Annotated in this window: 24 protein-coding genes; 10 read left to right on the forward strand and 14 right to left on the reverse strand. The window is 72.2% G+C overall.

Features of this window, described 5'->3' with window-relative positions:
• Positions 1–54: 54 nt before the first annotated feature.
• Positions 55–939: an alpha/beta fold hydrolase gene (locus tag ACFUJR_RS31100; RefSeq protein ID WP_383172452.1), complete on the forward strand. Its 885-nt coding sequence runs from the start codon at positions 55–57 to the stop codon at positions 937–939.
• Here ACFUJR_RS31100 and ACFUJR_RS31105 read toward each other — a convergent pair.
• The gene (locus ACFUJR_RS31105) at positions 936–1,874 is read right to left on the reverse strand and encodes an NYN domain-containing protein (protein WP_383172450.1); all 939 of its coding nucleotides are present in this window, start codon (positions 1,872–1,874) and stop codon (positions 936–938) included. The two genes, ACFUJR_RS31100 and ACFUJR_RS31105, sit on opposite strands and share 4 nt — an antisense overlap.
• Positions 1,875–2,057: 183 nt before the next feature.
• Here ACFUJR_RS31105 and ACFUJR_RS31110 point away from each other — a divergent pair, with 183 nt between their 5' ends.
• The gene (locus tag ACFUJR_RS31110; RefSeq protein ID WP_128980654.1) at positions 2,058–2,210 is read left to right on the forward strand and encodes a hypothetical protein; all 153 of its coding nucleotides are present in this window, start codon (positions 2,058–2,060) and stop codon (positions 2,208–2,210) included.
• Between the two features lie 91 nt (positions 2,211–2,301).
• On the opposite strand, the gene ACFUJR_RS31115 is transcribed toward ACFUJR_RS31110, so the two are convergent.
• From ACFUJR_RS31115 to ACFUJR_RS31130, 4 genes are all read right to left on the reverse strand, one after another.
• A complete protein-coding gene (locus tag ACFUJR_RS31115) occupies positions 2,302–2,907 on the reverse strand; it encodes a MarC family protein (protein ID WP_361436347.1) in 606 nt (201 codons plus the stop codon).
• Positions 2,908–3,659: 752 nt separating this feature from the next.
• Positions 3,660–4,520 (reverse strand): PHP domain-containing protein, encoded by an 861-nt coding sequence (locus ACFUJR_RS31120; RefSeq protein WP_383172448.1) that lies wholly within the window; start codon positions 4,518–4,520, stop codon positions 3,660–3,662.
• A 166-nt stretch (positions 4,521–4,686) separates the two neighbouring features.
• A complete protein-coding gene (locus tag ACFUJR_RS31125; protein ID WP_383172446.1) occupies positions 4,687–5,325 on the reverse strand; it encodes a DUF6758 family protein in 639 nt (212 codons plus the stop codon).
• 260 nt (positions 5,326–5,585) lie between these two features.
• Positions 5,586–6,170, reverse strand: coding sequence for a suppressor of fused domain protein (locus ACFUJR_RS31130; RefSeq protein ID WP_383172445.1), 585 nt, complete (start codon positions 6,168–6,170; stop codon positions 5,586–5,588).
• 414 nt (positions 6,171–6,584) lie between these two features.
• Between ACFUJR_RS31130 and ACFUJR_RS31135 the strand changes: the two genes are divergently transcribed.
• Positions 6,585–7,724 carry a magnesium and cobalt transport protein CorA gene (locus tag ACFUJR_RS31135; protein WP_383172444.1) on the forward strand — a complete coding sequence of 380 codons (1,140 nt, stop codon included), beginning with the start codon at positions 6,585–6,587 and terminating at the stop codon, positions 7,722–7,724.
• Between the two features lie 61 nt (positions 7,725–7,785).
• Positions 7,786–8,304, forward strand: a complete 519-nt coding sequence (locus ACFUJR_RS31140; RefSeq protein WP_383172442.1) for a hypothetical protein — start codon at positions 7,786–7,788, stop codon at positions 8,302–8,304.
• Between the two features lie 21 nt (positions 8,305–8,325).
• Here ACFUJR_RS31140 and ACFUJR_RS31145 read toward each other — a convergent pair whose 3' ends face one another.
• Positions 8,326–9,126, reverse strand: coding sequence for a hypothetical protein (locus ACFUJR_RS31145; protein WP_383172440.1), 801 nt, complete (start codon positions 9,124–9,126; stop codon positions 8,326–8,328).
• Positions 9,127–9,311: 185 nt separating this feature from the next.
• Between ACFUJR_RS31145 and ACFUJR_RS31150 the strand changes: the two genes are divergently transcribed.
• Genes ACFUJR_RS31150 through ACFUJR_RS31160 form a run of 3 tightly spaced genes read left to right on the forward strand, consistent with a single transcriptional unit; the run spans position 9,312 to position 12,333 of the window.
• Positions 9,312–10,583, forward strand: coding sequence for a magnesium transporter MgtE N-terminal domain-containing protein (locus ACFUJR_RS31150; RefSeq protein WP_383172439.1), 1,272 nt, complete (start codon positions 9,312–9,314; stop codon positions 10,581–10,583).
• Positions 10,573–11,157, forward strand: coding sequence for a DUF1003 domain-containing protein (locus ACFUJR_RS31155; RefSeq protein WP_383172437.1), 585 nt, complete (start codon positions 10,573–10,575; stop codon positions 11,155–11,157). Before ACFUJR_RS31150 ends, ACFUJR_RS31155 begins: the two co-directional genes overlap by 11 nt.
• Positions 11,158–11,199: 42 nt before the next feature.
• Complete coding sequence (locus tag ACFUJR_RS31160; RefSeq protein ID WP_383172435.1) at positions 11,200–12,333, forward strand: Mrp/NBP35 family ATP-binding protein; 1,134 nt, start codon at positions 11,200–11,202, stop codon at positions 12,331–12,333.
• A 54-nt stretch (positions 12,334–12,387) separates the two neighbouring features.
• Here ACFUJR_RS31160 and ACFUJR_RS31165 read toward each other — a convergent pair whose 3' ends face one another.
• From ACFUJR_RS31165 to sigE, 5 genes are all read right to left on the reverse strand, one after another.
• Positions 12,388–13,014 carry a hypothetical protein gene (locus ACFUJR_RS31165; protein ID WP_383172433.1) on the reverse strand — a complete coding sequence of 209 codons (627 nt, stop codon included), beginning with the start codon at positions 13,012–13,014 and terminating at the stop codon, positions 12,388–12,390.
• Between the two features lie 93 nt (positions 13,015–13,107).
• Complete coding sequence (locus ACFUJR_RS31170) at positions 13,108–13,566, reverse strand: sec-independent translocase (protein ID WP_383172431.1); 459 nt, start codon at positions 13,564–13,566, stop codon at positions 13,108–13,110.
• Positions 13,567–13,658: 92 nt separating this feature from the next.
• Positions 13,659–15,395: a S1C family serine protease gene (locus tag ACFUJR_RS31175; protein ID WP_383172430.1), complete on the reverse strand. Its 1,737-nt coding sequence runs from the start codon at positions 15,393–15,395 to the stop codon at positions 13,659–13,661.
• A gap of 78 nt (positions 15,396–15,473) precedes the next feature.
• Positions 15,474–16,472, reverse strand: a complete 999-nt coding sequence (locus ACFUJR_RS31180; protein ID WP_383172429.1) for an anti-sigma factor family protein — start codon at positions 16,470–16,472, stop codon at positions 15,474–15,476.
• Positions 16,469–17,227, reverse strand: a complete 759-nt coding sequence (gene sigE, locus ACFUJR_RS31185) for an RNA polymerase sigma factor SigE (protein ID WP_383172427.1) — start codon at positions 17,225–17,227, stop codon at positions 16,469–16,471. Before sigE ends, ACFUJR_RS31180 begins: the two co-directional genes overlap by 4 nt.
• 140 nt (positions 17,228–17,367) lie before the next feature.
• On the opposite strand from sigE, the gene ACFUJR_RS31190 reads away from it, so the two are divergent.
• Complete coding sequence (locus tag ACFUJR_RS31190; RefSeq protein ID WP_383172425.1) at positions 17,368–18,033, forward strand: O-methyltransferase; 666 nt, start codon at positions 17,368–17,370, stop codon at positions 18,031–18,033.
• Between the two features lie 99 nt (positions 18,034–18,132).
• Here ACFUJR_RS31190 and ACFUJR_RS31195 read toward each other — a convergent pair whose 3' ends face one another.
• A complete protein-coding gene (locus ACFUJR_RS31195; protein ID WP_006346801.1) occupies positions 18,133–18,300 on the reverse strand; it encodes a DUF3117 domain-containing protein in 168 nt (55 codons plus the stop codon).
• Between the two features lie 301 nt (positions 18,301–18,601).
• On the opposite strand from ACFUJR_RS31195, the gene ACFUJR_RS31200 reads away from it, so the two are divergent.
• Positions 18,602–19,405, forward strand: coding sequence for an enoyl-CoA hydratase/isomerase family protein (locus tag ACFUJR_RS31200; RefSeq protein WP_383172422.1), 804 nt, complete (start codon positions 18,602–18,604; stop codon positions 19,403–19,405).
• Positions 19,406–19,526: 121 nt separating this feature from the next.
• On the opposite strand, the gene ACFUJR_RS31205 is transcribed toward ACFUJR_RS31200, so the two are convergent.
• Both ACFUJR_RS31205 and ACFUJR_RS31210 read right to left on the reverse strand, forming a co-directional pair.
• On the reverse strand, positions 19,527–20,111 hold the full coding sequence (locus ACFUJR_RS31205; RefSeq protein ID WP_383172421.1) for a DNA-3-methyladenine glycosylase I: 585 nt from the start codon (positions 20,109–20,111) through the stop codon (positions 19,527–19,529).
• Positions 20,108–20,464 (reverse strand): hypothetical protein, encoded by a 357-nt coding sequence (locus ACFUJR_RS31210; protein WP_383172419.1) that lies wholly within the window; start codon positions 20,462–20,464, stop codon positions 20,108–20,110. The genes ACFUJR_RS31205 and ACFUJR_RS31210 overlap by 4 nt, the downstream gene beginning before the upstream one ends.
• 103 nt (positions 20,465–20,567) lie before the next feature.
• Between ACFUJR_RS31210 and folP the strand changes: the two genes are divergently transcribed.
• Entirely contained in the window at positions 20,568–21,428 is an 861-nt protein-coding gene (gene folP / locus ACFUJR_RS31215) for a dihydropteroate synthase (RefSeq protein ID WP_383172417.1), read from the forward strand.
• Positions 21,429–21,578: the final 150 nt, after the last annotated feature.

Here is a 21,578-nt window from a genome sequence, read left to right on the forward strand (position 1 = left end):
GGGCCGGGCCACTGCGCCGTCCTGCCGCCGCTGAACAGCGGTTACAGTCCCCTTATGAGCAAGCCCCGGTCCCTGGCGCTGCCGCCCCGCACCCGTGCCTACCGGCTGGAGACCACGCGCGGCGGCTTCGCCGTGCTGGACACCGCGCCCGCGGGCGAGACCCGCGGCACGGTGCTGCTGCTGCCCGGCTACACCGGCAGCAAGGAGGACTTCCTCGCCCTGCTCGGCCCGCTCGGCGAGGACGGCTTCCGCGCCGTGGCCGTCGACGGACGCGGCCAGCACGAGACCCCCGGGCCCCGCGGACGCCACGCCTACAGTCGCCGCGCCCTCGCCCTCGACGCGGTGGCGCAGGCCGCCGCGCTCGGCGACGGGCCGGTGCATCTGCTCGGCCACTCCTTCGGCGGACTGGTGGCCCGCGCCGCCGCGGAGCTCGCGCCCACCGCGTTCCGCTCGCTGACGCTGCTCTCCTCGGGGCCCGGCCGGGTCGCCCGCCCGCAGCGGATCAGGGTCCGGGCGCTGCGCGGTGCGCTCGCCGTGCTGCCCAAGGAGCGGGTCTGGCTGGCGACGCGGTGGCTGGACAGCCGGGGCGAGGAGCCGGGAACCACCGATCCGCCGGAGATCGTACGGTTCCTGCGGCGGCGCTGGATGGGCACCCGGATCGCCCAACTGGCGGGCGCGGGGCGGCTGCTGCTGCGCGATCCGGACGGTACGGCACGGCTCGCCGCGCTGGCGCTGCCGGTGCACATCGCGTACGGCGCGGAGGAGATGGTCTGGCCGGTGCCGGGGCTGGCCGCGGCGGCGACGAGCGTGGGCGCGCACCACACGGTGGTCCCGGGCGCGGGCCACTCCCCCAACGTCTCGCACCCGGAGGAGCTGGCGGCGCGTCTGGTGGCGTTCTGGGCCCACGTGGACGCGACCGCGGCCGGAGCGGTCGGCTAGTACCGCGGCGGGAGCTGTGTCTGCAGGTGCTGCCAGAAGCCGTCGCGCAGCGCCCTGCGCAGTGCCGCGTGGCCGCGGAGCGAACGGCTGAGGAGTTTCTCGGCCTCGATGAGCAGGTCCTGGTCGACGGGTCCCGGCAGGTACGGGTGCCCGGGCAGCAGCTCGGCCATCGCGTCGCCACCGCGTTCGGCGAGCCAGAGCGCGGCGATCTGGGCGCCGACGAAGCGGACCTCCTCGCGGGAGGGCGGGGGCTCGCCCTCGTTCTCGTACGTCGTGACGGGGCGTCGGGTGACGTACGGGCGGCAGAAGTCGAGGTCGAAGGTGCGGCGGCTGTCGACCTCCCAGAGCAGCGGTTCGGCCTGATTGCGCCCCTCGGCGGCCTCGATGCCCCAGAGGTGGACGCGGGCCCCGTAGCCCTGGGCGGCCTCCACGGCGGGGACGAGGTCCTCGTCCCCGCCGACGAGCGCGGCGTCGCTGATGGCGCGGTGCCGGGCGAGGGACTCCAGGTCGGACCGGATGAGGGAGTCGACACCCTTCTGCTGGTTGTTGGCGTTGAGGTTGCCGAGCCGGACCTTGACGTCGGGGAGTTCGGCGATGGCCTGCTGTTCGGGGGTGTGGATGCGGCGCCGGGCGCCGTCGTACCAGTAGACGCGCAGCAGGCGGCTGTCCGCGAAGATCGTGCGGGCCTTGTCGATGAAGGCCTCGATGAGCCCCTCGGCGTCGAGGTCGAAGGATCGCCGGTCCTCGGTGCCCGCCACCAGCAACCCGGCCGAAGCGTAGACGTAACCCGCGTCGACGAAGATGGCATGGGTCGAGGGGGTCTTCGCCACCTCGGCCAGCATCCGCCGGAGGAGCTCATTGGTGTGCTCCAAGCGGTCGCGCAGGTCGTGGACGGGGTCGCTGGACGGCGTGGGGGAAAGCTCGGCGTCGTTCATACGGGCCTCATTCTCCGCCGATCGACCGCCTCCCGCCAACGTCCCCTACCGCTTAGTAGTTAGTCATCCAAAAAATTTCCTTAGCGTAGGGAATGTTTGCAGGATGCATCCCGTTGGATGTCTACGTAGCACGCACCACAGTTCTCCAACAGGAGGATCAACTCCAGACGAAGGGAGAAGCCCATGCGCTTCGAAATCCTGCGACTCGACGACATCGACGGCACGCCTGTCGACAGGACCGTCGTGGACGCCGCCTCCGTCAACCGGATCGTGCAGCAGGCCGCTTCGATCGGCCAGCGCATCTGGATCCGCCCGGCCGAGACCACGGCCTCATAACAGGCACCGCTGAGACGCACCGCGCCCCCGTACGGACTCCGTGGAAACGGAATCCGTACGGGGGCGCAGTGGCGTACCGGGGCCCCGCGGGTCACGCCCCCTGGATGACCTGGGTGACGCCGTTGATGATCTGCTGCACGGCGATGGCGGAGAGCATCATGCCGGCGAGCCGGGTCACGAGCACGACGCCGCCGTCCTTGATGACGCGGATGATCAGCAGCGAGTAGCGCATGGTCAGCCAGAGGACGACGTGCATGGCGACGATCGCGGCCCAGACCGAGACCTGCGCGCCGACTCCGTCGGCGTGCTGCACGGCGAGGATCACGGACACGATCGCACCTGGCCCGGCGAGGAGGGGCATGCCGAGGGGGACGAGGGCGACGTTGACGTCCTTGGTCTGCTTGGGCTCGTCGGTCTTGCCGGTGAGGAGGTCGAGCGCGATGAGCAGGAGGAGCAGACCGCCGGCGATCATCAGCGCGGGTACGGAGACGTGGAGATAGGCGAGGATCTGCTGCCCGAGGATGCCGAAGACGGTGATGACCCCGAAGGCGACGGCAACGGCCTGCCAGGCCATGCGCCGCTGCACCTTGGCGGGGCGGCCGGAGGTGAGTCCGAGGAAGATCGGGGTGATCCCGGGCGGATCCATGATCACAAAAAGGGTCAGAAACAGCGAGCCGAATACGGCGACGTCGAACACGGTGTGCCTTGCGTGATGGGGTGTACGAGTGGGTGGTGTGTGGTTGACGGATGCGCACCGGGGGCGACGAGGCCCGCACGGTGGCCGGGCCCGGCCACCGTGCGGAGACCCGGACCCGGCAGGGTGCGGATCCCTGACGGGGTCGGAAACCCGACGGGGCGAGGGTCCCGACGGGGCGAGGGTCCCCCCCCCGACAGGGCCTCGGCCCCCTCAGGAGTCGAGCCTCCCGGGGTCGGACCCCTGCCAGGGCCGGAGACCTGACCGGGTCCGGACCCTGACCGGGCAAGGTCCCGCCAGGGCCTCGACCCCCTCAGGAGTCGAGCCTCCCGGGGTCGGACCCCTGCCGGCGCCGGAGACCTGACCGGGTCCGGACCCTGCCGGGGTGCCGGGCCCGCTGGATCCCGCCGAGGACTCGGTGTCGGCGTCGAACGCGGCCTCCCTGGGGCGGACCGTAGACGTCGTGCCGAGAGCCTCGGGCCGGGCCGGGCGCCCGCGCCCGGTGACCCCGCGGACCGACGGCCCGCGGGGCGCCTGGCAGACGCCCTGGACCTGATCTCCCGGAGGAGACCTGTCGGCGCAGGGCCGGGTACGGAATCCCCGCAGGGGCTACCGGTGGCCGGTGGCCCTGCGGGCCGTCACCTGTCGGGCCGCACAGGGTCGCCGGCTCCGCATGAGCCGGTCCGATCGGCAGGGGCACCGGCGCGCCCGGCCGTCAGGCAGGGGCTTGGTTCCCCGGGGGGACCCCGGTGCGGCTAGTGGTGTCCGCCGGCGCCGGGGACCGGGAAGGCTCCCGTGGCACGGCGGGTGATCTCGCCGTAGATCTCGGGGTCCGTCACGTACTCGCCGAGGCCGCACGTCTTCCGGCTGCCGTGGTAGTCGCTGGACCCCGTGGCCAGCAGCCCGAGCTCCTTCGCCAGCCCCCGCAGCCGCGCCCGGGTCGCCTCGTCGTGGTCCATGTGGTCGACCTCGATGCCGTCCAGGCCCGCCTCCGCGAGCCGCGCGATCGCGGACTCCGGGACGACCTCGCCCCGCTTGACCGCCGCCGGATGCGCGAAGACCGTGACTCCGCCCGCCGCCTTGACCAGACGGATCGCCTCGAACGGGTCGAGCTCGTGCTTCCGCACGTACGCCCGGCCGCCGTCCGCCAGCCACTCCGGCGTGAACGCCCCGGACACGTAGCGTACGACGCCGAGTTCGACCAGCGCCTCCGCCACGTGCGGGCGGCCCACCGAGCCGTCTCCCGCGATCCGGGCGACCTGCTCCCACGTGATCGGGACGCCTAGCTCCCGGAGCTTGTCCACCATCGCCCGCGCACGCGGCACCCGGTCGTCCCGGACCAGCTCGCGCTCGGCGGCCAGCGCCGGCTCCTCGGGGTCGAAGAGATACGCGAGCATGTGCAGACCGACCCCGTCCACCCGGCAGGACAGCTCCATGCCGGTGACGAGTGTCAGCCCCCCGGGCAGCGCCGCGATCGCGTCCGCGTACCCGCGCGTGGTGTCGTGGTCCGTGAGGGCGACGACGTCCAGTCCGGCGCCCGCCGCGTTACGGACCAGCTCCGCCGGGGTGTCCGTACCGTCCGAGGCCGTGGAGTGGGTGTGCAGGTCGATGCGCACGACGCGGTGCTCCAGAGCTCAAGGGGCGGACGAAGGGGACGCTCCAGCATAACGGGCGCATCGCGCACACCCGTCCGCCCGCGCACCCGGCCCGCCCCGGCCCCTGCTCCGGCCCGTCGCCGCATCCGTACCCGCCCCGGCCCCGGCCTCCCGGGCACGGGCACGGCTACGACAGCAGACGCGGTGTCAGCGCCCCGCACGGCAGCAGTTCCACCTCGGCGCCCGCGTCCCTCAGGTCCGTCAGCACCAGCTCGTCGTACATCAGCAGTCCCGACTGCTCCGGCCACACGATCGCCCACAGCCACAGCCCGCGTGCCTCCCCCGCGAAGACCGCACGGTCCTGCGGGGTCCCGCTCACGTGCCACAGCGGCGTGGGCCGTCCCGCAGCCAGCACCTTCGTCTGGGCGGGCTTGTCGATGGCCATCCCCGCACCGGGGTCCGGCCCGTCGATCCCCGCGTACCGCGCTCCGAGTCCGACGCCCAGCTCCTCCGCCACGAGCAGCAGCTCGCCGATCCCGCCCAACGGCCCGGGACCCGAACAGGCGACGGCGGTCGCACGACCCCCGCTGCGATCGTCACCGGCGTACGCGACCCCGGTGAAGAGCCAACCGACCGGCAGGGGCCACGGCATCCAGACCGGCACCTGAGCCCGGTGCACCACGACACCGAGGGCCTCGACGCTGGGTGGGATCACGGGCTGCAGCGGGTGCACCGAACCATGCACGTCGCACTGCCAAGAATCGGCAAAAAGACCGGGCGCCCTGACCCGGCCACCGCACTTCGGGCAACTGGGTTCGCCCCTCATAGAGCCCAACGGTCCTACTCCGCCGCGCCCGCGTCAAGGACGATCACCCGTCCGGCCCGACGAGTTCACCCCGAGTGATACACGCCATGCCCCACCCGTCGGTCCAGCGTCACCGGCCGCGCAGGCACGTCCCGCAACACACGCCCCACCGGTCAGTCCAGCACCTCCGACCGCGCAGGCACGTCCCGCAACACACGCCCCGCCCGTCGGTCCAGCACCTCCGACCGCGCAGGCACGTCCCGCAACACACGCCCCACCGGTCAGTCCAGCGTCACCGACCGCCGCAGCGGGTCGCGCAGGTCCGTGCCGTTCGTCAGCCAGCGCTCCTGGAGCGCGTCCGCCCCGTGCACCCGCTTCCACGCGGCCTCGTTGGACGTCATCGGCAGCAGCGGCAGGAACCGCACCGGATCCATCGGGTCGTCGAGCTCCAGGTCCTCCACCAGCCCGCCCGGCTCCGCGACGAGCACCGAGCTGAACGGGGCCCCGGGCCAGAGGGGTTCGCCCACGTCGAGCGAGGCGCCGGCGGCCACGACGACGCCCTCGACCTGCGGTGTCGACGCGAGCACGGCGAGCGGGCGCAGCACCTTGTCGGTGTCGGCGAGCCCGGCCCGTACCGAGAGCACCAGCTCCGCGCGCGGGCCCTTCACCGGATCGGCGAGAGCGGCCGCCGGGTCGGTCATCGGTTGCGCGGACATCCCGAGGGTGGCGTACCGCACGACGTCGCCGTCGATGAAGCGGAGCACCTCGATCCGGTCCGTGCCGAGAAACGTCACCGCGGCGCGAGCGTCCGGTTCACCGAGCGCCGAACGCAGCCGGGCCTCGACCAGAGCAAGAACTTCTCCCATGCGGTGAGCATAAAGCGCGTACGAAACGGGCAGTGGAAGGGATTGACCCTCTGTCGGCTGATAGTCTTGGCCGCTGGTCGGTACTCCCGACCAACTCGTCATCCCCCAAGGGGGACCGGCCGGAGGAGGTGGGGCTGCGTGGATCGAAGTCGATCGGGCAGTACCAACCGCTCTTCCGCCCCGCACCCGAGCCCGGTGCGTTCCTCCCGGTGATCTGAGGCCTACCGCAACCGGTCCGCCCACCCTCACCCGGCATCTCGCACGACGGAAGAGCACTTCGCCTTTGCCTGTCTGTAGCGAACGCCGTCACCGCGGTCCCGCGGTGCCGCCCGCTTTGCGGACGACGTAGCTCCACGTCCCCATTCCGGGCTGTGCCACGCCTCGCCGACGGCTTCTCCGTGAAGGAGCATGCCCATGTCGATGATCCGGGACCTGCGTGCCGCGGTCCGCCCCTCCCTGCGCACCTCGCTGCGCAAGCCCTCCGCCGGCGGCGCCTCGCCGTACGCGAGCTACGACGCGACCCGCGACCCGTCCGCCTCCAGCGCGGTCGTCGACTGCGCGGTCTACCGCGACGGGCGGCGCGTGGACGACCGCGCCTGCCTCACGCCGCGCGGCGCGATGCGCCAGGTGCGGGAGAGCGGCGGCTTCGCCTGGATCGGTCTGCACGAGCCGACCGAGGCCGAATTCGCCGGTATCGCGGCCGAGTTCGGACTCCACCCGCTCGCCGTCGAGGACGCCGTCCACGCCCACCAGCGGCCGAAGCTGGAGCGGTACGACGACACCATCTTCACCGTCTTCAAGACGATCCACTACGTCGAGCACGCCGAACTCACCGCCACCAGCGAGGTCGTCGAGAGCGGCGAGGTGATGTGCTTCACCGGCCCCGACTTCGTCATCACCGTCCGGCACGGCGGGCAGGGCTCGCTGCGCAACCTGCGGCACCGCCTCCAGGGCGAGCCGGAGCTGCTGAGCAAGGGCCCGTCGGCCGTGCTGCACGCGATCGCCGACCATGTCGTCGACGGCTACATCGCGGTCGCCGACGCCGTCGAACTCGACATCGACCAGATCGAGATCGATGTCTTCTCGCCTCCGGCGAAGGGCTCCACGCGCGGCACGGACACCGGACGGATCTACCAGCTCAAGCGTGAGGTACTGGAGTTCAAGCGGGCCGTCACCCCGCTGCTGCGCCCGATGGCGCTGCTGAGCGAGCGCCCGATGCGGCTGGTGGACCCGGACATCCAGAAGTACTTCCGCGATGTCGCCGACCACCTCGCGCGCGTGCAGGAGCAGGTCGTCGCCTTCGACGAGCTGCTCAACTCGATCCTCCAGGCCAACCTGGCGCAGGCGACCGTCACGCAGAACGAGGACATGCGCAAGATCACCTCCTGGGCGGCCATCATCGCCGTCCCGACGGCGGTCTGCGGTGTGTACGGCATGAACTTCGAGCACATGCCCGAGCTGGAGTGGAAGTACGGCTATCCGATGGTGCTCGTCGGCATCACGGCGATCTGTTTCGCCATCCACCGCACCCTGAAGCGCAACGGCTGGCTCTAGGCCCTGTCGTCGAAGTCTCGCCTGGCCGGCGCGCCGGCCGGGTCTCGATAGGCTGCGGGGCATGACAGACACGCTGCTCGGCCCCGCCCTCGTCGAGGAGGCCACGAAGAAGTCCGGCCTCATCTGGGTCCGGGGGGCCCAGGGCGACGCCCCCGCCGCCCGCGCGCTCTGGCACGTCTGGCACGAGGGCGCGGCGCACGTCGTCGGCGACGGTCCGGGCGAGCAGCCGCTCCCGGGGCTCGTCGCGGGCTCGACGGCCGAGGTCACGGTCCGCAGCAAGGACAAGGGCGGCCGCATCGTCGCCTGGACGGCCGCGGTGAGCGAGCTGGTGCCCGGTACTGAGGAGTGGGACGCGGCGGTCGCCGAGCTGAAGGGCAAGCGCCTGAACGCGACGGACGGCGAGGCGATGCCGGAGCGGTGGGCGCGGGAGTGCCGGGTGCTCCGGCTGTCCCCGCTGGACTCCACGACGGACCTTCCGACGGGCTCGCTCGCGGCGGTCCCGCAGCCCTCGGACGCTCTCACGCGCCGACCGGTGCCCGCGGCTCTCCCCCGCCTGCTGCTCAAGCGCCGCAAGCGCTGACCCCGGGACCGCGCCCGGAGGTCAGGTACGCGGCAGCTGCTTGCCGTAGTCCAGCGTCTGGCCGGGCGCCGGGGCCTCCAGCGGGAAGTCCTTGTCCCACTCGGACAGCACGACCACGCCCGCTCCGCCGCCGCGCGCGAACTGGAGCGGGAACGGGGTTCCCTCCAGGGCGACGTCCAGCGTGCCGCCCTCGCCGTCCTCGCCGCCCTTGACCTTGACCGTACGGATGCCACCGATCTTGTCGCGGTCGCCCTTCACGACCTCCCCGTGCAGGCCGATCAGGCCGTCCAGGAGCAGATCCATGTCGGTGAAGCCGCGCAGCTGCTTGTACGAGGGGTCGTCCTGCGGCACCTTGACGTACTTGTCCCGCAGCTTGTCGGCGGCCTCGCTGTCGGACTCCGAAGGAGTCCCGGACCCCTTGCCTCCGCCGTCGCCGGCGTCGTCCCCCTCGCCGTGCGTCCAGAACGCCGCGTCGGCCTTCATGTAGAGCGCGTCGCCGATCCGCAGCAGCTCGAACGTGCTGTTCTTCGTCACGACCGAGCCGGTCGCACCGTCGTCCTTGAGGCGCATGTTCAGCTTGAACGTTCCGCCCTTGCTGACCAGCGTCCCGGCGAGCCGGACGGCCTTCGCCCCGTCCGCCGCGGACTGCGCCTTCTCCTCGATCGCGCTCGGAGCCAGCTTCCCGACCCCGTTCGTCCCCTCGTCGGGATCCTCCGCGCAGCCGGTGAGTCCGGCCGCGAGACCGGCGCAGAGCGCCAGCGGCAGGACGGCCCTACGGATGCGCGCCGCGGGGACGCGCGCGGCGGTGGGGAGAACGGTCACCTGCGCTGCCTCTCGTCGTCGTGGGTGGGAGAAACGGCAGACCGCAGCGTACCCGGGTCGCGCGCCGTCGCCGCAGGCAGCCGTACGGGCGCTCCGCCGGGGCGCCACGGATGGGCACGGGCTAGCCTGAATCCGGCATACCTCAGCAATGACCCGAATCGAGCGACACCGAGGAGGCGCGTGGCATGGTGGCAGGCGCCCCCCGGATCTTCGTCTCGCACCTCGCCGGTGTGCCGGTCTTCGACCCCAACGGCGACCAGGTGGGGCGGGTCAGCGATCTCGTCGCCATGCTCCGGGTGGGCCGCCGTCCGCCCAGGCTGCTCGGCATGGTCGTCGAGGTGCTCAGCCGCCGCCGGGTCTTCGTCCCGATGACCCGGATCACGGGCGTCGAGTCCGGCCAGGTCATCACGACGGGCGTGGTCAACATGCGCCGCTTCGAGCAGCGGCCCACCGAGCGGCTCGTCCTCGGCGAACTCCTCGACCGCCGGGTGCGGCTCGTCGGCACGGACGAGGACGTCACCGTGCTCGACGTCGCCATCCAGCAGCTCCCCGCCCGCCGCGAATGGGAGATCGACAAGGTCTTCGTACGGCGCGGCAAGCCGGGCGCGCTGCGCCGCAAGGGCGAGACGCTGACCGTGGAGTGGTCCGCCGTGACCGGCTTCTCCCTGGAGGAGGAGGGGCAGGGCGCGGAGAACCTGGTCGCCACCTTCGAGCGGCTGCGCCCCGCCGACCTGGCCAACGTGCTGCACCACCTCTCCCCCAAGCGGCGCGCCGAGGTCGCCGCCGCCCTCGACGACGACCGGCTGGCCGACGTCCTGGAGGAGCTGCCGGACGACGACCAGATCGAGATCCTCGGCAAGCTCAAGGAGGAGCGCGCCGCGGACGTCCTGGAGGCGATGGACCCGGACGACGCGGCCGACCTGCTCTCCGAGCTGCCGGAGGAGGACAAGGAGCGGCTGCTCGCTCTGATGCGGCCCGACGACGCGGCGGACGTCCGCCGGCTGCTGGCGTACGAGGAGCGGACGGCGGGCGGTCTGATGACCACGGAGCCGATCGTGCTGCGGCCGGACGCCACGGTGGCGGACGCCCTGGCCCGCGTGCGGCAGCAGGACCTCTCGCCGGCGCTGGCGGCGCAGGTGTACGTGTGCCGGCCACCGGACGAGACGCCGACGGGGAAGTACCTGGGCACGGTGCACTTCCAGCGGCTGTTGCGCGATCCGCCGTTCACCCTGGTCAGCTCGCTGGCGGACAGCGATCTTCCCCCGCTGCCCCCGGACACCCCGCTGCCCGGGGTCGCCAGCTACCTGGCCGCGTACAACATGGTCGCGGCGCCGGTGGTGGACGAGAGCGGTTCGCTGCTCGGCGCGGTCACCGTCGACGACGTGCTCGACCATCTGCTGCCGGAGGACTGGCGGGAGACCGAGTTCCACGGCGAGGAGGCCGCGCATGGGGCCTGAGCGCGCGCCGGAGAGGGAGCGGGAACGGGAGCGCTCCATGCCGCGGATCCGGCTCGACCTCCCGCGCGAGCGACGGGCCAGGCTGCTGCCGGAGTACGACCCGGAGGCCTTCGGCCGGGTCTCGGAGCGGATCGCGCGCTTCCTGGGGACGGGCCGGTTCATCGTCTGGATGACGATCACCATCATCGTCTGGGTGCTGTGGAACATCTTCGCGCCGTCGTCGCTGAAGTTCGACGAGTACCCGTTCATCTTCCTGACGCTCGCCCTGTCGCTCCAGGCCTCGTACGCGGCTCCGCTGATCCTCCTCGCCCAGAACCGTCAGGACGACCGGGACCGGGTCAATCTCGAACAGGACCGCAAGCAGAACGAGCGGTCCATCGCCGACACCGAGTACCTGACCCGGGAGATCGCGGCGCTGCGGATGGGTCTGGGGGAGGTCGCGACCCGCGACTGGATCCGCTCGGAGATCCAGGACCTGATCAAGGAGATGGAGGAGCGGAGCGACGGCCACCGGGGGCCTCGCGGTCTATTCCCCGCCGCCGGCGATCGCGGAAGTGACGTACCCGACCGCTGACAGGCTTTCCGGCGCCGGTGGTCCGCGCCGTACCATCTCCGTATGGCTACGGAAGACGCGGTGCGTGAAGCACTGGCGACGGTGAACGACCCCGAGATCAACAAACCGATCACCGAGCTGGGCATGGTGAAGTCGGTGGAGATCGGATCCGACGGCAGGGTCGCCGTCACGGTCTATCTCACCGTCTCCGGCTGCCCGATGCGCGACACGATCACGCAGCGTGTCACGGACGCGGTCGCGGGGGTGGAGGGCGTCACCGGCGTCGACGTCACGCTGGACGTGATGAGCGACGACCAGCGCAAGGAGCTGGCCTCGGCCCTGCGGGGCACGACGGCCGAGCGCGAGGTCCCGTTCGCCAAGCCCGGCTCGCTGACCCGTGTGTACGCGGTCGCCTCCGGCAAGGGCGGCGTCGGCAAGTCCTCCGTGACCGTGAACCTGGCCGCGGCGATGGCGGCGGACGGGCTCAAGGTCGGTGTCGTCGACGCCGACATCTACGGCCACTCGGTGCCCCGCATGCTCGGCGCGGACGGCCGGCCGACCCAGGTCGAGAACATGATCATGCCGCCGTCGGCGAACGGTGTGAAGGTCATCTCCATCGGCATGTTCACCCCGGGCAACGCCCCGGTGGTGTGGCGCGGCCCGATGCTCCACCGCGCGCTGCAGCAGTTCCTCGCGGACGTGTACTGGGGCGACCTGGACGTCCTGCTCCTCGACCTGCCCCCGGGCACGGGCGACATCGCGATCTCGGTGGCCCAGCTCGTACCGAACGCCGAGATCCTCGTCGTCACGACCCCGCAGCAGGCGGCCGCCGAGGTGGCCGAGCGGGCCGGCTCGATCGCCGTCCAGACCCACCAGAAGATCGTCGGCGTGGTCGAGAACATGTCGGGCCTGCCGTGCCCGCACTGCGACGAGATGGTCGACGTCTTCGGTACGGGCGGCGGCCAGAAGGTCGCGGACGGCCTGACGAGGACCACGGGCGCGACGGTGCCGGTCCTCGGCTCCATCCCGATCGACGTCCGTCTGCGCGAGGGCGGCGACGAGGGCAGGCCGGTCGTCCTGAGCGACCCGGACTCCCCCGCGGGCGCTGCGCTCCGCGCCATCGCCGGCAAGCTCGGCGGCCGGGCGAGGGGCCTCTCGGGCATGAGCCTGGGCATCACCCCTCGCAACAAGTTCTGAAGGCCGAAGGGGCGCCGCTCACATCGAGCGGCGCCCCTTCGTCATGCCCGGTGGCTACGCGTACGCGTCCAGGTCCTTCACTCCGGAGAACCCCAGCCCGTACGCGCTCATGCCACGCCCGTACGCCCCGATGTGCACCTCGCCCGCGGACCCGGCCAGCACCCAGCCGAACTCCGACTCCCGATAGTGGAACGGCACCGGCACCCCGTCCACCGGCAGCGACAGCGTCGACCACTCCGAGCCCGCCAGGTCGTCCGCGAGCTCGAACGCCGTCTCCGTCTGCTGGTCCAGCCAGTCGTCGCGCAGCGCGTGGTCCAGCTGCGCGGGCCAGGTGTACGCCAGGAGTCCGGAGCCGGCCAGCCAGGCCGCGGAGGCGACCGTGGTCGCGTCCAGCACCCCCGTACCGTCCCCCGACCGGCGCACCGGGCTCGCCGCGACCGTCACGACGACGGCGAAGCGCTCCTTCTCGGCCCCGCTCGCGTCGGACTTTATGGACGGCTCGTCCCCGTGGCCCATCGAACCGTGCTGGACGGTCCCGTCCGCCGCCGTGCCGACCTGCATCAGCCAGCGCGGTCCGGTGAACGCGTCGTCGAGTCCGTACCAGGTGAAGGGTGCGCGCAGATAGCCTTCGGCCGTACGCCGGGCTGCGGGCACTCCCTCCACCCGACTCGTCGTCTCCATCTCGGCCGCCTCCTCGATCCGTCATGCCCGCGTCGGCGGACAACAGATGGAGGATAGCCACCGGTTGGCGTCAGGTCGTGTCAGCCCAGGTCGTCAGGTCGCGTCGGAGTCGTACGGCGGCCGCTCGACGGTGCCCGGCTTGTCCTGCTTCTTCAGCAGGTCGGGCGACCCCGACCCGTTGACCGCCGCGGGGACCGAGGCGGGAGCGGCGGACGGCTCCGGCGCGCGCCCGTTCACCGCGTCCGCGACCTCGTTCATCTCCTTCTTGAGGTCGAAGCTGCTGCGCAGCTCCTTCAGTTCCTTGAGGTCCTCGTTGCCGTCCAGCTGCTTGCGCAGGAACGTCTTGGGATTGAGGTCCTCGAACTCGAAGTCCTTGAACTCCGGCCCCAGCTCGGAGCGGATGTCGTGCTTCGCGCTCTCGGAGAACTCGCGGACCTTCCGGATGAAGCGCGAGACGTCCTGGATGACCTTCGGCAGCTTGTCCGGGCCGAAAACGAGTACGGCGAGGACCACGAGCGTCACGAGCTCGAGTATGCCGATGTCGTTGAACACCTTTGCTGCTCCTTACACGGGGTCCGGGGCCCGCTCCACGGTACCCGCCGAAACCGCCGGGCGGGTACCTTGCGGTGTCCCCCACATGGCGTTCAGCTGCCCTGCGAGGAACCGAGCGTCAACGTCTTGGTCTGTTCTCTGCCACCCCGCATCAGCGTCAGCTCCAGCCGGTCGCCGGGGCGGTGGGCGCGGATCTTCACGATCAGCTCCTCGCCGCTGTGGACCCGCTGGCCGTCGACCTTGGTGATGACGTCACCGGCGCGGACGCCGGCCTTGGCGGCCGGGCCACCGGGGGTGACCGAGGCCGAGCCGTTCTTGCCCTTCTCCCCGACGCGGGCGCCGTCGCCATTGAACTGCATGTCGAGGCTCACACCGATGACGGGGTGGGTGGCCTTGCCGGTGTTGATGAGCTCCTCCGCGACCCGCTTGCCCTGGTTGATCGGGATGGCGAAGCCGAGGCCGATGGAACCGGACTGGGCGCCGCTGTCGCCGCCCGAACCGTCGCCGGCCGCACGGATCGCGCTGTTGATGCCGATGACGCGGGCCTTGGAGTCGACCAGCGGGCCGCCGGAATTGCCCGGGTTTATCGGGGCGTCGGTCTGCAGGGCGTCGACATAGCTGACGTCGCTGCCGTCGCCCTTCTCGCCGCCCGCCGTGATGGGGCGCTCCTTGGCGCTGATGATGCCGGAGGTGACGGTGTTCTGGAGGTCGAAGGGGGCGCCGATGGCGACGACGGGGTCGCCGACGCGGACGTTGTCCGAGTTGCCGAGCGGCAGGGGCTTGAGGCCCGAGACTCCGCTGACCTTGACGACGGCGAGGTCGTACCCGCTGTCCCTGCCGACCAGCTTGGCGTCCGCGGTCTCGCCGCTGCTGAAGGTGACGGTGATCTCGCCGGAGGAGGCGGCCGAGTCGACCACGTGGTTGTTGGTGAGGATGTGGCCCCGGGTGTCCAGGACGAAGCCCGTTCCGGTGCCGGAGGAGCCAGCGCCGCTGACGTGGAGGGTGACGACGCTCGGCAGGGCGCTGGCGGCGATCCCCGCCACACTGTCGGGGGCCCGGCCGGAGTCCTCGGCGCCCGCCTGGGGCAGCTCGACGGTCGCGATGCCGCCGTTCCGCTCGACGTACGCGCCGACCGCGCCGCCGACGACGCCGGTGAAGAGCGCGAAGACCAGCGCGGCCGCGAGCGCGCGCCCACGACGGGAGCGGCGGCTCCTGACGGGCGGCAGGGAGCTGACGGTCAGCGGGGCGACCTGGGCACCGGGGGCTCCCCAGGGGTCGTACTGCACCCACTGCGCGGGCTGAGTCGCGGCCGGCTGCGGGGCCGGGGGCTGGGGCGCCGCAGGCTGGGGGGCGACCGGCTGCGGCGCGGGGGGCTGGAGGGCGGTCTGCTGCTGCGGTACGGGAGCGGCGGCCGGCGTCGCCACGGGCCGCTGCACGGGCGGGGCGGGGGCCCAGGGCCCGGGCCCGCCGTACGGCGGGGTCCGGTACTCGTCGGGCTCGTGCAAGGGCTGCGGCTGCGGATGCGCCTCCGGCTGCCCCGGGGCCGGGGCATCGCCCCGGTCCTGCGGCTGGGCCTGGGCCTGCTGCGGTACGGGCACGGCGGCGGGCGCGGCCTCCGGGGTCGCGGCCTCCGGGGCCGGGACCTCCGGCATCGCGGACTCCGCGGGCGCGGGGGCGGCGGGCGCGGGCTCCGGGGTCGCGGGGGCGGCGAGGGTGAAGTCACCCTCGTCCGCGACCGGCGCCTCCGGTTCCGGTATGGCCGCCGGCGGCGTACTCGTCGGCCGACTCCACCACTTCGGCTTCTGGCCGGTCGGCTTCCCGTCGTTCATGCTCTCCCCGCAACAGCTGGCCTGTCCGTGCCCGCCTCACGGCGGGCACTCGTGCCCTGGATTCAACCAGGTCCCGGGTCAGCGGTGGGAGGTGAGCGGCGGCGTCGTCGGACTCGGGGCCCCGAGCGGGGTCGGAGCCGGGGTGACACCCGGACCTCTCAGCTGGTCGAACCCGGACCTGAACGCCAGGCGCAGGGCCGGTCCCGTGGGCCGGACGAACGGGGAGAGTTCGAGCACGGACGGCGCGGACCTGCCCTGGAGCCCGACGGTCTCCGTGGGCGTCACGCCACCCGGCAGCAGGGGCCCGGCGGACACCGGTCCCGTGACCGATCCGAAGCCGACGCGCCTGGTCGAGGAGTCGGCGGCCGCCCGCTCCGCCGTACGCCCGCCGCGGCCGGAGGCCGTGCCCACGGTCGCACCCGTACCGGATCCGCTGCCCGAGCCGGTGCCGGGGAGCGGGCCCGTGAGGGACGGGCCGCCGGAGGCGGAGGCCCTCAGCGGGGTGGCGTTCGTACCCGTGCCCTCGCCGCGCGCGCCGATGTTCGGCGTCGTCTCCAGCGGAAGGGCGCCGCCGAGCGCTATCGCGGCGAACGAGACCGCGCTGGCGGCCGCGATGCCGAAGCGCCGCCCCCGCCAGGACGGGCGGTCGTGATCGGGCCGCCCGCCGACGGCGTGGATACGGAAACCGGAGTGCGGGGAGACCGCCCCGGCCGTCGCGAAGCCGTCTGACTTCACTCCGCCGAGACCGCCGGAGGCCGAGCCGGGACCGCCGGAGCCGCCCAGGGCGAAGATCTCGTCGAAGGGTCCCCCCCGACGGTCGTCACTCCCCGGAGGGCCCCCGGGCAACCCCTGAAGGCGCGCGAGGAGCCCCTCCGAGGGCGGAGGGGGTGCGGTGGAGGCGAAGACGCTCTTCAGCCGACGCTGGGCGTCGGCCTCCGCCTTGCATCTGGCACAGGTCGCGAGGTGCGCGAGAACCCGCTCGCGGGCGTCGTGGCCGAGCTCCCCGTCGACCAGCGCGGCGAGCCGGTCCCCGAGGTGCTGCTCCGCGGGGGTCGGGCCGGCAGGACTGTTGCTCACGCCGTTCCGCCCTCCCAGCCGACAGCGGCCAGGGCACGCTCCGCCCGGGCCTCGGGGGAACGGTGCTTGAGCGCCTTGCGCAGGTGCGAGCGGCCCCGGTGGATACGGCTGCGGACCGTGCCGAGCTTCACGCCGAGCGTGGCCGCGATCTCCTCGTACGAGAGTCCTTCGATGTCACAGAGGACGACCGCGGCACGGAACTCGGGCGCGAGGGTGTCGAGGGCCTGCTGGACGTCGGCGTCGAAGTGCGTGTCGTTGAACGCCTGCTGGGGGGAGGGCTCGCGGCTGGGCAGCCGCTCGGCCGCGTCGTCGCCGAGGGCGTCGAAACGGATCCGCTGCTTGCGGCGGACCATGTCGAGGAAGAGGTTCGTGGTGATGCGGTGCAGCCAGCCCTCGAACGTGCCCGGCGTGTACGTCGACAGCGAGCGGAAGACGCGGACGAAGACCTCCTGGGTGAGGTCCTCGGCGTCGTGCTGGTTGCCGGTCAGCCGGTAGGCGAGGCGGTACACACGGCCGCTGTGCGTGCTGACGATCTCCTCCCAGGTGGGCGGAGTCCACGCCTGCGATTCCGCATCCGATGCGAAGGTCGCGGTGGTGGGAGCGGAGTCTGCGGTGTGGATTCGGTCAGCGGTGTCGGTCACGGATTTCGGCTCACCGGCCGACCTGAGAAGACGCCGAAGCACTCCTCCCCGATCCCCAGGCGCAGCCGCACCTCCCCTGTCGGCTCTGGTGGTGTCCAGTGGAGCCCCTACCATAGCCACCTCGCCCGTTAGCTCCGGATAAGAATCTTTACGCGAATTTGGGGACCGGTCGCCGGTCGCCCTCATCGACGTCCTGCCCTGGTGAACGCGCGGTCCCATCTGCGGGTTCCCGCGCGCAGCGGATACAGTCACCGTTGCGCCAACTACGGGGACAGGAGAGGGCCATTACCGCCAACCGGCAGACGAGCTGGGCGTTCGCCGACGCCTTTGTCGCCGAGGACGAAGCGCTGCGCTGGGCCCGTGACCGGGCCCGGGAGACAGGGCTGCCCTCGGTGTCTCCGGGCACCGGCGCCGCTCTGCGCCTGCTGGCGGCGACGGCGGACGCGAAAGCGGTGGCCGAAATCGGTACCGGTACGGGCGTGTCCGGGATCTACCTGCTGCAGGGCATGCGTCCGGACGGCGTCCTGACGACCGTGGACCTGGAGCCCGAGCGCCAGCAGTTCGCGAAGACGGCCTTCCGGGAGGCGGGCTTCGCCGGAAACCGGGCGCGCTTCATCCCCGGCCGCGCCCTGGACGTGCTGCCGCGTCTCGCGGACGGCGGGTACGACCTGGTCTTCTGCGACGGCGACCGGCTGGAGCTCCTGGACTACCTCGCTGAATCGTTGCGCCTGCTGCGACCGGGCGGTCTGGTCTGCTTCGAGGGCGTCTTCGCGGACGGCCGGACGGTGGACTCGGCGGCGCAGCCGGCCGAGGTGCTGCGGATACGGGAGCTGCTGCGGGCGGTCCGGGAGAGCCAGGAGCTGATCCCAGCGCTGCTGCCCCTGGGAGACGGCCTGCTCTGCGCGGTGCGGTGCGGCTGACGGCACGGCCCGCCGTTCCGTGAGCCACCCTGAAACGCTCCTGCCCCGGCGCGGTGGGTACCGTGCCGGGGCAGGAGCGGACAATTCTGGCTTGTCGCGTCAGCCGACTACCTGCTTCAGGGCGTCGCCGAGTGCTTCGGCCTCGTCCGGGGTCAGCTCGACGACAAGCCGACCGCCGCCTTCGAGCGGAACGCGCATGACGATGCCCCGCCCCTCCTTGGTCACCTCGAGCGGGCCGTCGCCCGTCCGCGGCTTCATGGCCGCCATGCTTGTTCCCCTTCCTGAAACCAGCTCTTCGTCAGCCGACGGCCCCTGATCGGGAGCACACGTCACCGGCATCGAACACATTGCTTCCAGGTCATTATCCCGCATCACAGGACCCGATGACCAACATCAGGTTGCATCGCTTGCGCAACGCGCTTCCGCAAAACCGCTCATTTCGGCGATCGGCCTGCGATACTTCGCCGCTCGTCCGCCGCCGGTCTTTGACGCAGGTCACATGTGCGGGTCAGGTGATCTCCGTCATGCTGAGCGCATCAGGGACGCAACGACGCGAAGGGAAGCCCCGATGGCCGACACCGTGCTGTACGAAGTGACCGACGGACTCGCCACGATCACGCTCAACCGGCCCGAGGCCATGAACGCGATGAACGTGGAGGCCAAGGTCGCCCTGCGGGACGCGGCGGAAGCCGCCGCCGCGGACACCGCCGTACGGGCGGTACTGCTCACCGCGGCGGGCGACCGGGCCTTCTGCGTGGGCCAGGACCTGAAGGAGCACGTGGGCCTGCTGATGACGGACAAGGAGACCGGCTCGCAGGCGACCATGAACACCGTCCGGGACCACTACAACCCGATCGTCAGGGCGCTGACCGGAATGAGGAAGCCGGTCGTGGCGGGCGTGAACGGGGTCGCGGCGGGGGCCGGCTTCGGCTTCGCGCTGGCGGCGGACTACCGGGTCGTCGCGGACACGGCCGCGTTCAACACCTCCTTCGCGGGGGTGGCGCTCACCGCCGACTCCGGCGTGTCCTGGACGCTGCCCCGGCTGATCGGCGCGAGCCGCGCCTCCGACCTGCTGCTCTTCCCGCGCTCGATCAGCGCCCATGAGGCGTACGAGCTCGGCATCGTGAACAAGCTGGTCCCGGCGGCCGACCTGGCCGACGAGGCCCTGAAGATCGCCCGCACCCTGGCCGAGGGCCCGACGGTGTCCTACGCGGCGCTGAAGGCCTCCCTGGCGTACGGCGCGGACCACTCGCTGTCCGAGGCCCTGGAGAAGGAGGACGAGCTCCAGACGGCGGCGGGCGCCTCCGAGGACCACACGATCGCGGTCCAGGCCTTCCTGGCGAAGGAGAAGCCGAAGTACGTCGGCCGCTAGGGGCCGCCCTCATCCGCACGACCGGTTGACGGCATGCCCCGGGGCGCCCTTGAGCCCCACCGACGAGTCCGGCCCCGCCACTGACACGGCGGGGCCGGAACCCGAGATCCTCATCGGGCTTCTAGCGCGTGCCCCGGCTCACGCAGTTCGCGAGGTGATCGTCCACGAGGCCGCAGGCCTGCATCAGGGCGTACGCCGTCGTCGGGCCGATGAAGCGCAGACCGCGCTTCTTCAGGGCCTTGGACAGAGCCGTCGACTCGTCGGTCACCGCCGGGACGTCGGTGACCGACAGGGGGGCGGGGCGGGACGCCGGCTCGGGGGCGTAGGACCAGATCAGGGCGTCCAGCTCGCCGGGGGCCCACTCCGCCAGGGCCTTGGCGTTGGCCATCGTCGCGTCGATCTTCGCGCGGTTGCGAATGATGCCCGCGTCGACGAGGAGCCGCTCCCGGTCCGCCTCGTCGAACCGCGCGACCGAGGCGATCTCGAAGCCGGCGAAGGCCCGCCGGAAGCCCTCACGGCGGCGCAGGATCGTGATCCAGGAGAGACCGGACTGGAACGCCTCCAGGCAGAGCCGCTCAAAAAGCGCGTCGTCACCGTGGACCGGACGTCCCCACTCCTCGTCGTGGTACGTGACGTAGTCCTCGGTCGACAGGCCCCAGGGGCAGCGCAGGCGCCCGTCCGGGCCGGGCACGGCCTCGCCGGTCACCGGCCCTCGCCCTCGTCCTTGCGGAGGGAGGGGCCACCGGACGACGGGCCGGGTCTGCCGGGCCCCGCCGCCAGCGCCGCCTCCAGCTCCGCGATCCGGGCGTCCCGCTCCGCGAGCTCCGCGCCCAGGCGTCCCAGGACGTCGTCCACGTCGGCCATGCGGTACCCCCGCGCGGTCACCGGCAGCCGGAGCGCCTCGACGTCGTCGCGGTCCACCGGGCGGGCCGCCGGCAGCGGGTCGACCAGTTGCTCGGGCGCCACCTCGGGCAGCACCTCGCTGTCGCCCCCGCCGACCACCGCGAGGGTGACCGCAGCGACGACCACGACCATCGCGATCAGCAAAAACCAGAACACCAGCGCGCCTCTCCCCGGAGTGGATTTCGTCCCGTGGTCGATCGTGCCATGCGCCGCCGACAGTTAGGGTCGCAGCGAACGGACGCGAGGGAGGACAAAAGGGATGCTGCGCTTGGGACGGCGTGAATTCGGGCCGCACGAGCCGGTGATCATGGCGATCGTGAACCGGACCCCGGATTCCTTCTACGACCAGGGCGCCACCTTCCGCGACGAGCCCGCTCTCGCCCGTGTCGAGCAGGCGGTGGCCGAGGGCGCCGCCATCATCGACATCGGCGGGGTGAAGGCGGGTCCGGGCGAGGAGGTCTCGGCCGAGGAGGAGGCGCGGCGCACGGTCGGCTTCGTCGCGGAGGTACGGCGCCGGCACCCGGACGTCGTCATCAGCGTCGACACCTGGCGCGCGGACGTCGGCGAGGCGGTCTGCGAGGCAGGCGCGGACGTCCTCAACGACGCGTGGGGCGGGGTGGATCCGCGGCTCGCGGAGGTCGCGGCGCGGTACGGCGCCGGGCTCGTCTGCACCCACGCGGGCGGGGCGGAGCCGCGGACCCGGCCGCACCGGATCACGTACGAGGACGTGATGGCCGACATCCTGCGTGTGACCGTCGGGCTGGCCGAGCGGGCGGTCGGACTCGGGGTGCGGCGGGACGGGATCATGATCGACCCGGGCCACGACTTCGGGAAGAACACGCGCCACAGCCTGGAGGCGACCCGGCGGCTCGGCGAGATGACGGAGACGGGCTGGCCGGTGCTCGTCTCGTTGTCCAACAAGGACTTCGTGGGGGAGACGCTGGACCGGCCGGTGAAGGAGCGGGTGCTCGGGACGTTGGCGACGACGGCCGTCTCCGCGTGGCTCGGGGCGCAGGTGTACCGCGTGCACGAGGTGGCCGAGACGCGCCAGGTCCTCGACATGGTGGCGTCCATCGCCGGGCATCGGGCGCCTGCCGTCGCACGGCGGGGGCTGGCGTAGGCACGGAAGGGGCGGGACCGGCGCCTGCCGTCGCACGGCGGGGGCCGGCGTAGGTACGGAAGGGGCGGGGCGCCCGCGGCGGGCTCTTTCCCCGCCCCTTCCCGAACCGGGGCTCCGCCCCGGACCCCGCCCCTCGATCGCCGGCGAGGC

It is taken from the genome of Streptomyces sp. NPDC057271 (genome assembly GCF_042668715.1).
In the GTDB taxonomy this organism is placed as follows: domain Bacteria; phylum Actinomycetota; class Actinomycetes; order Streptomycetales; family Streptomycetaceae; genus Streptomyces.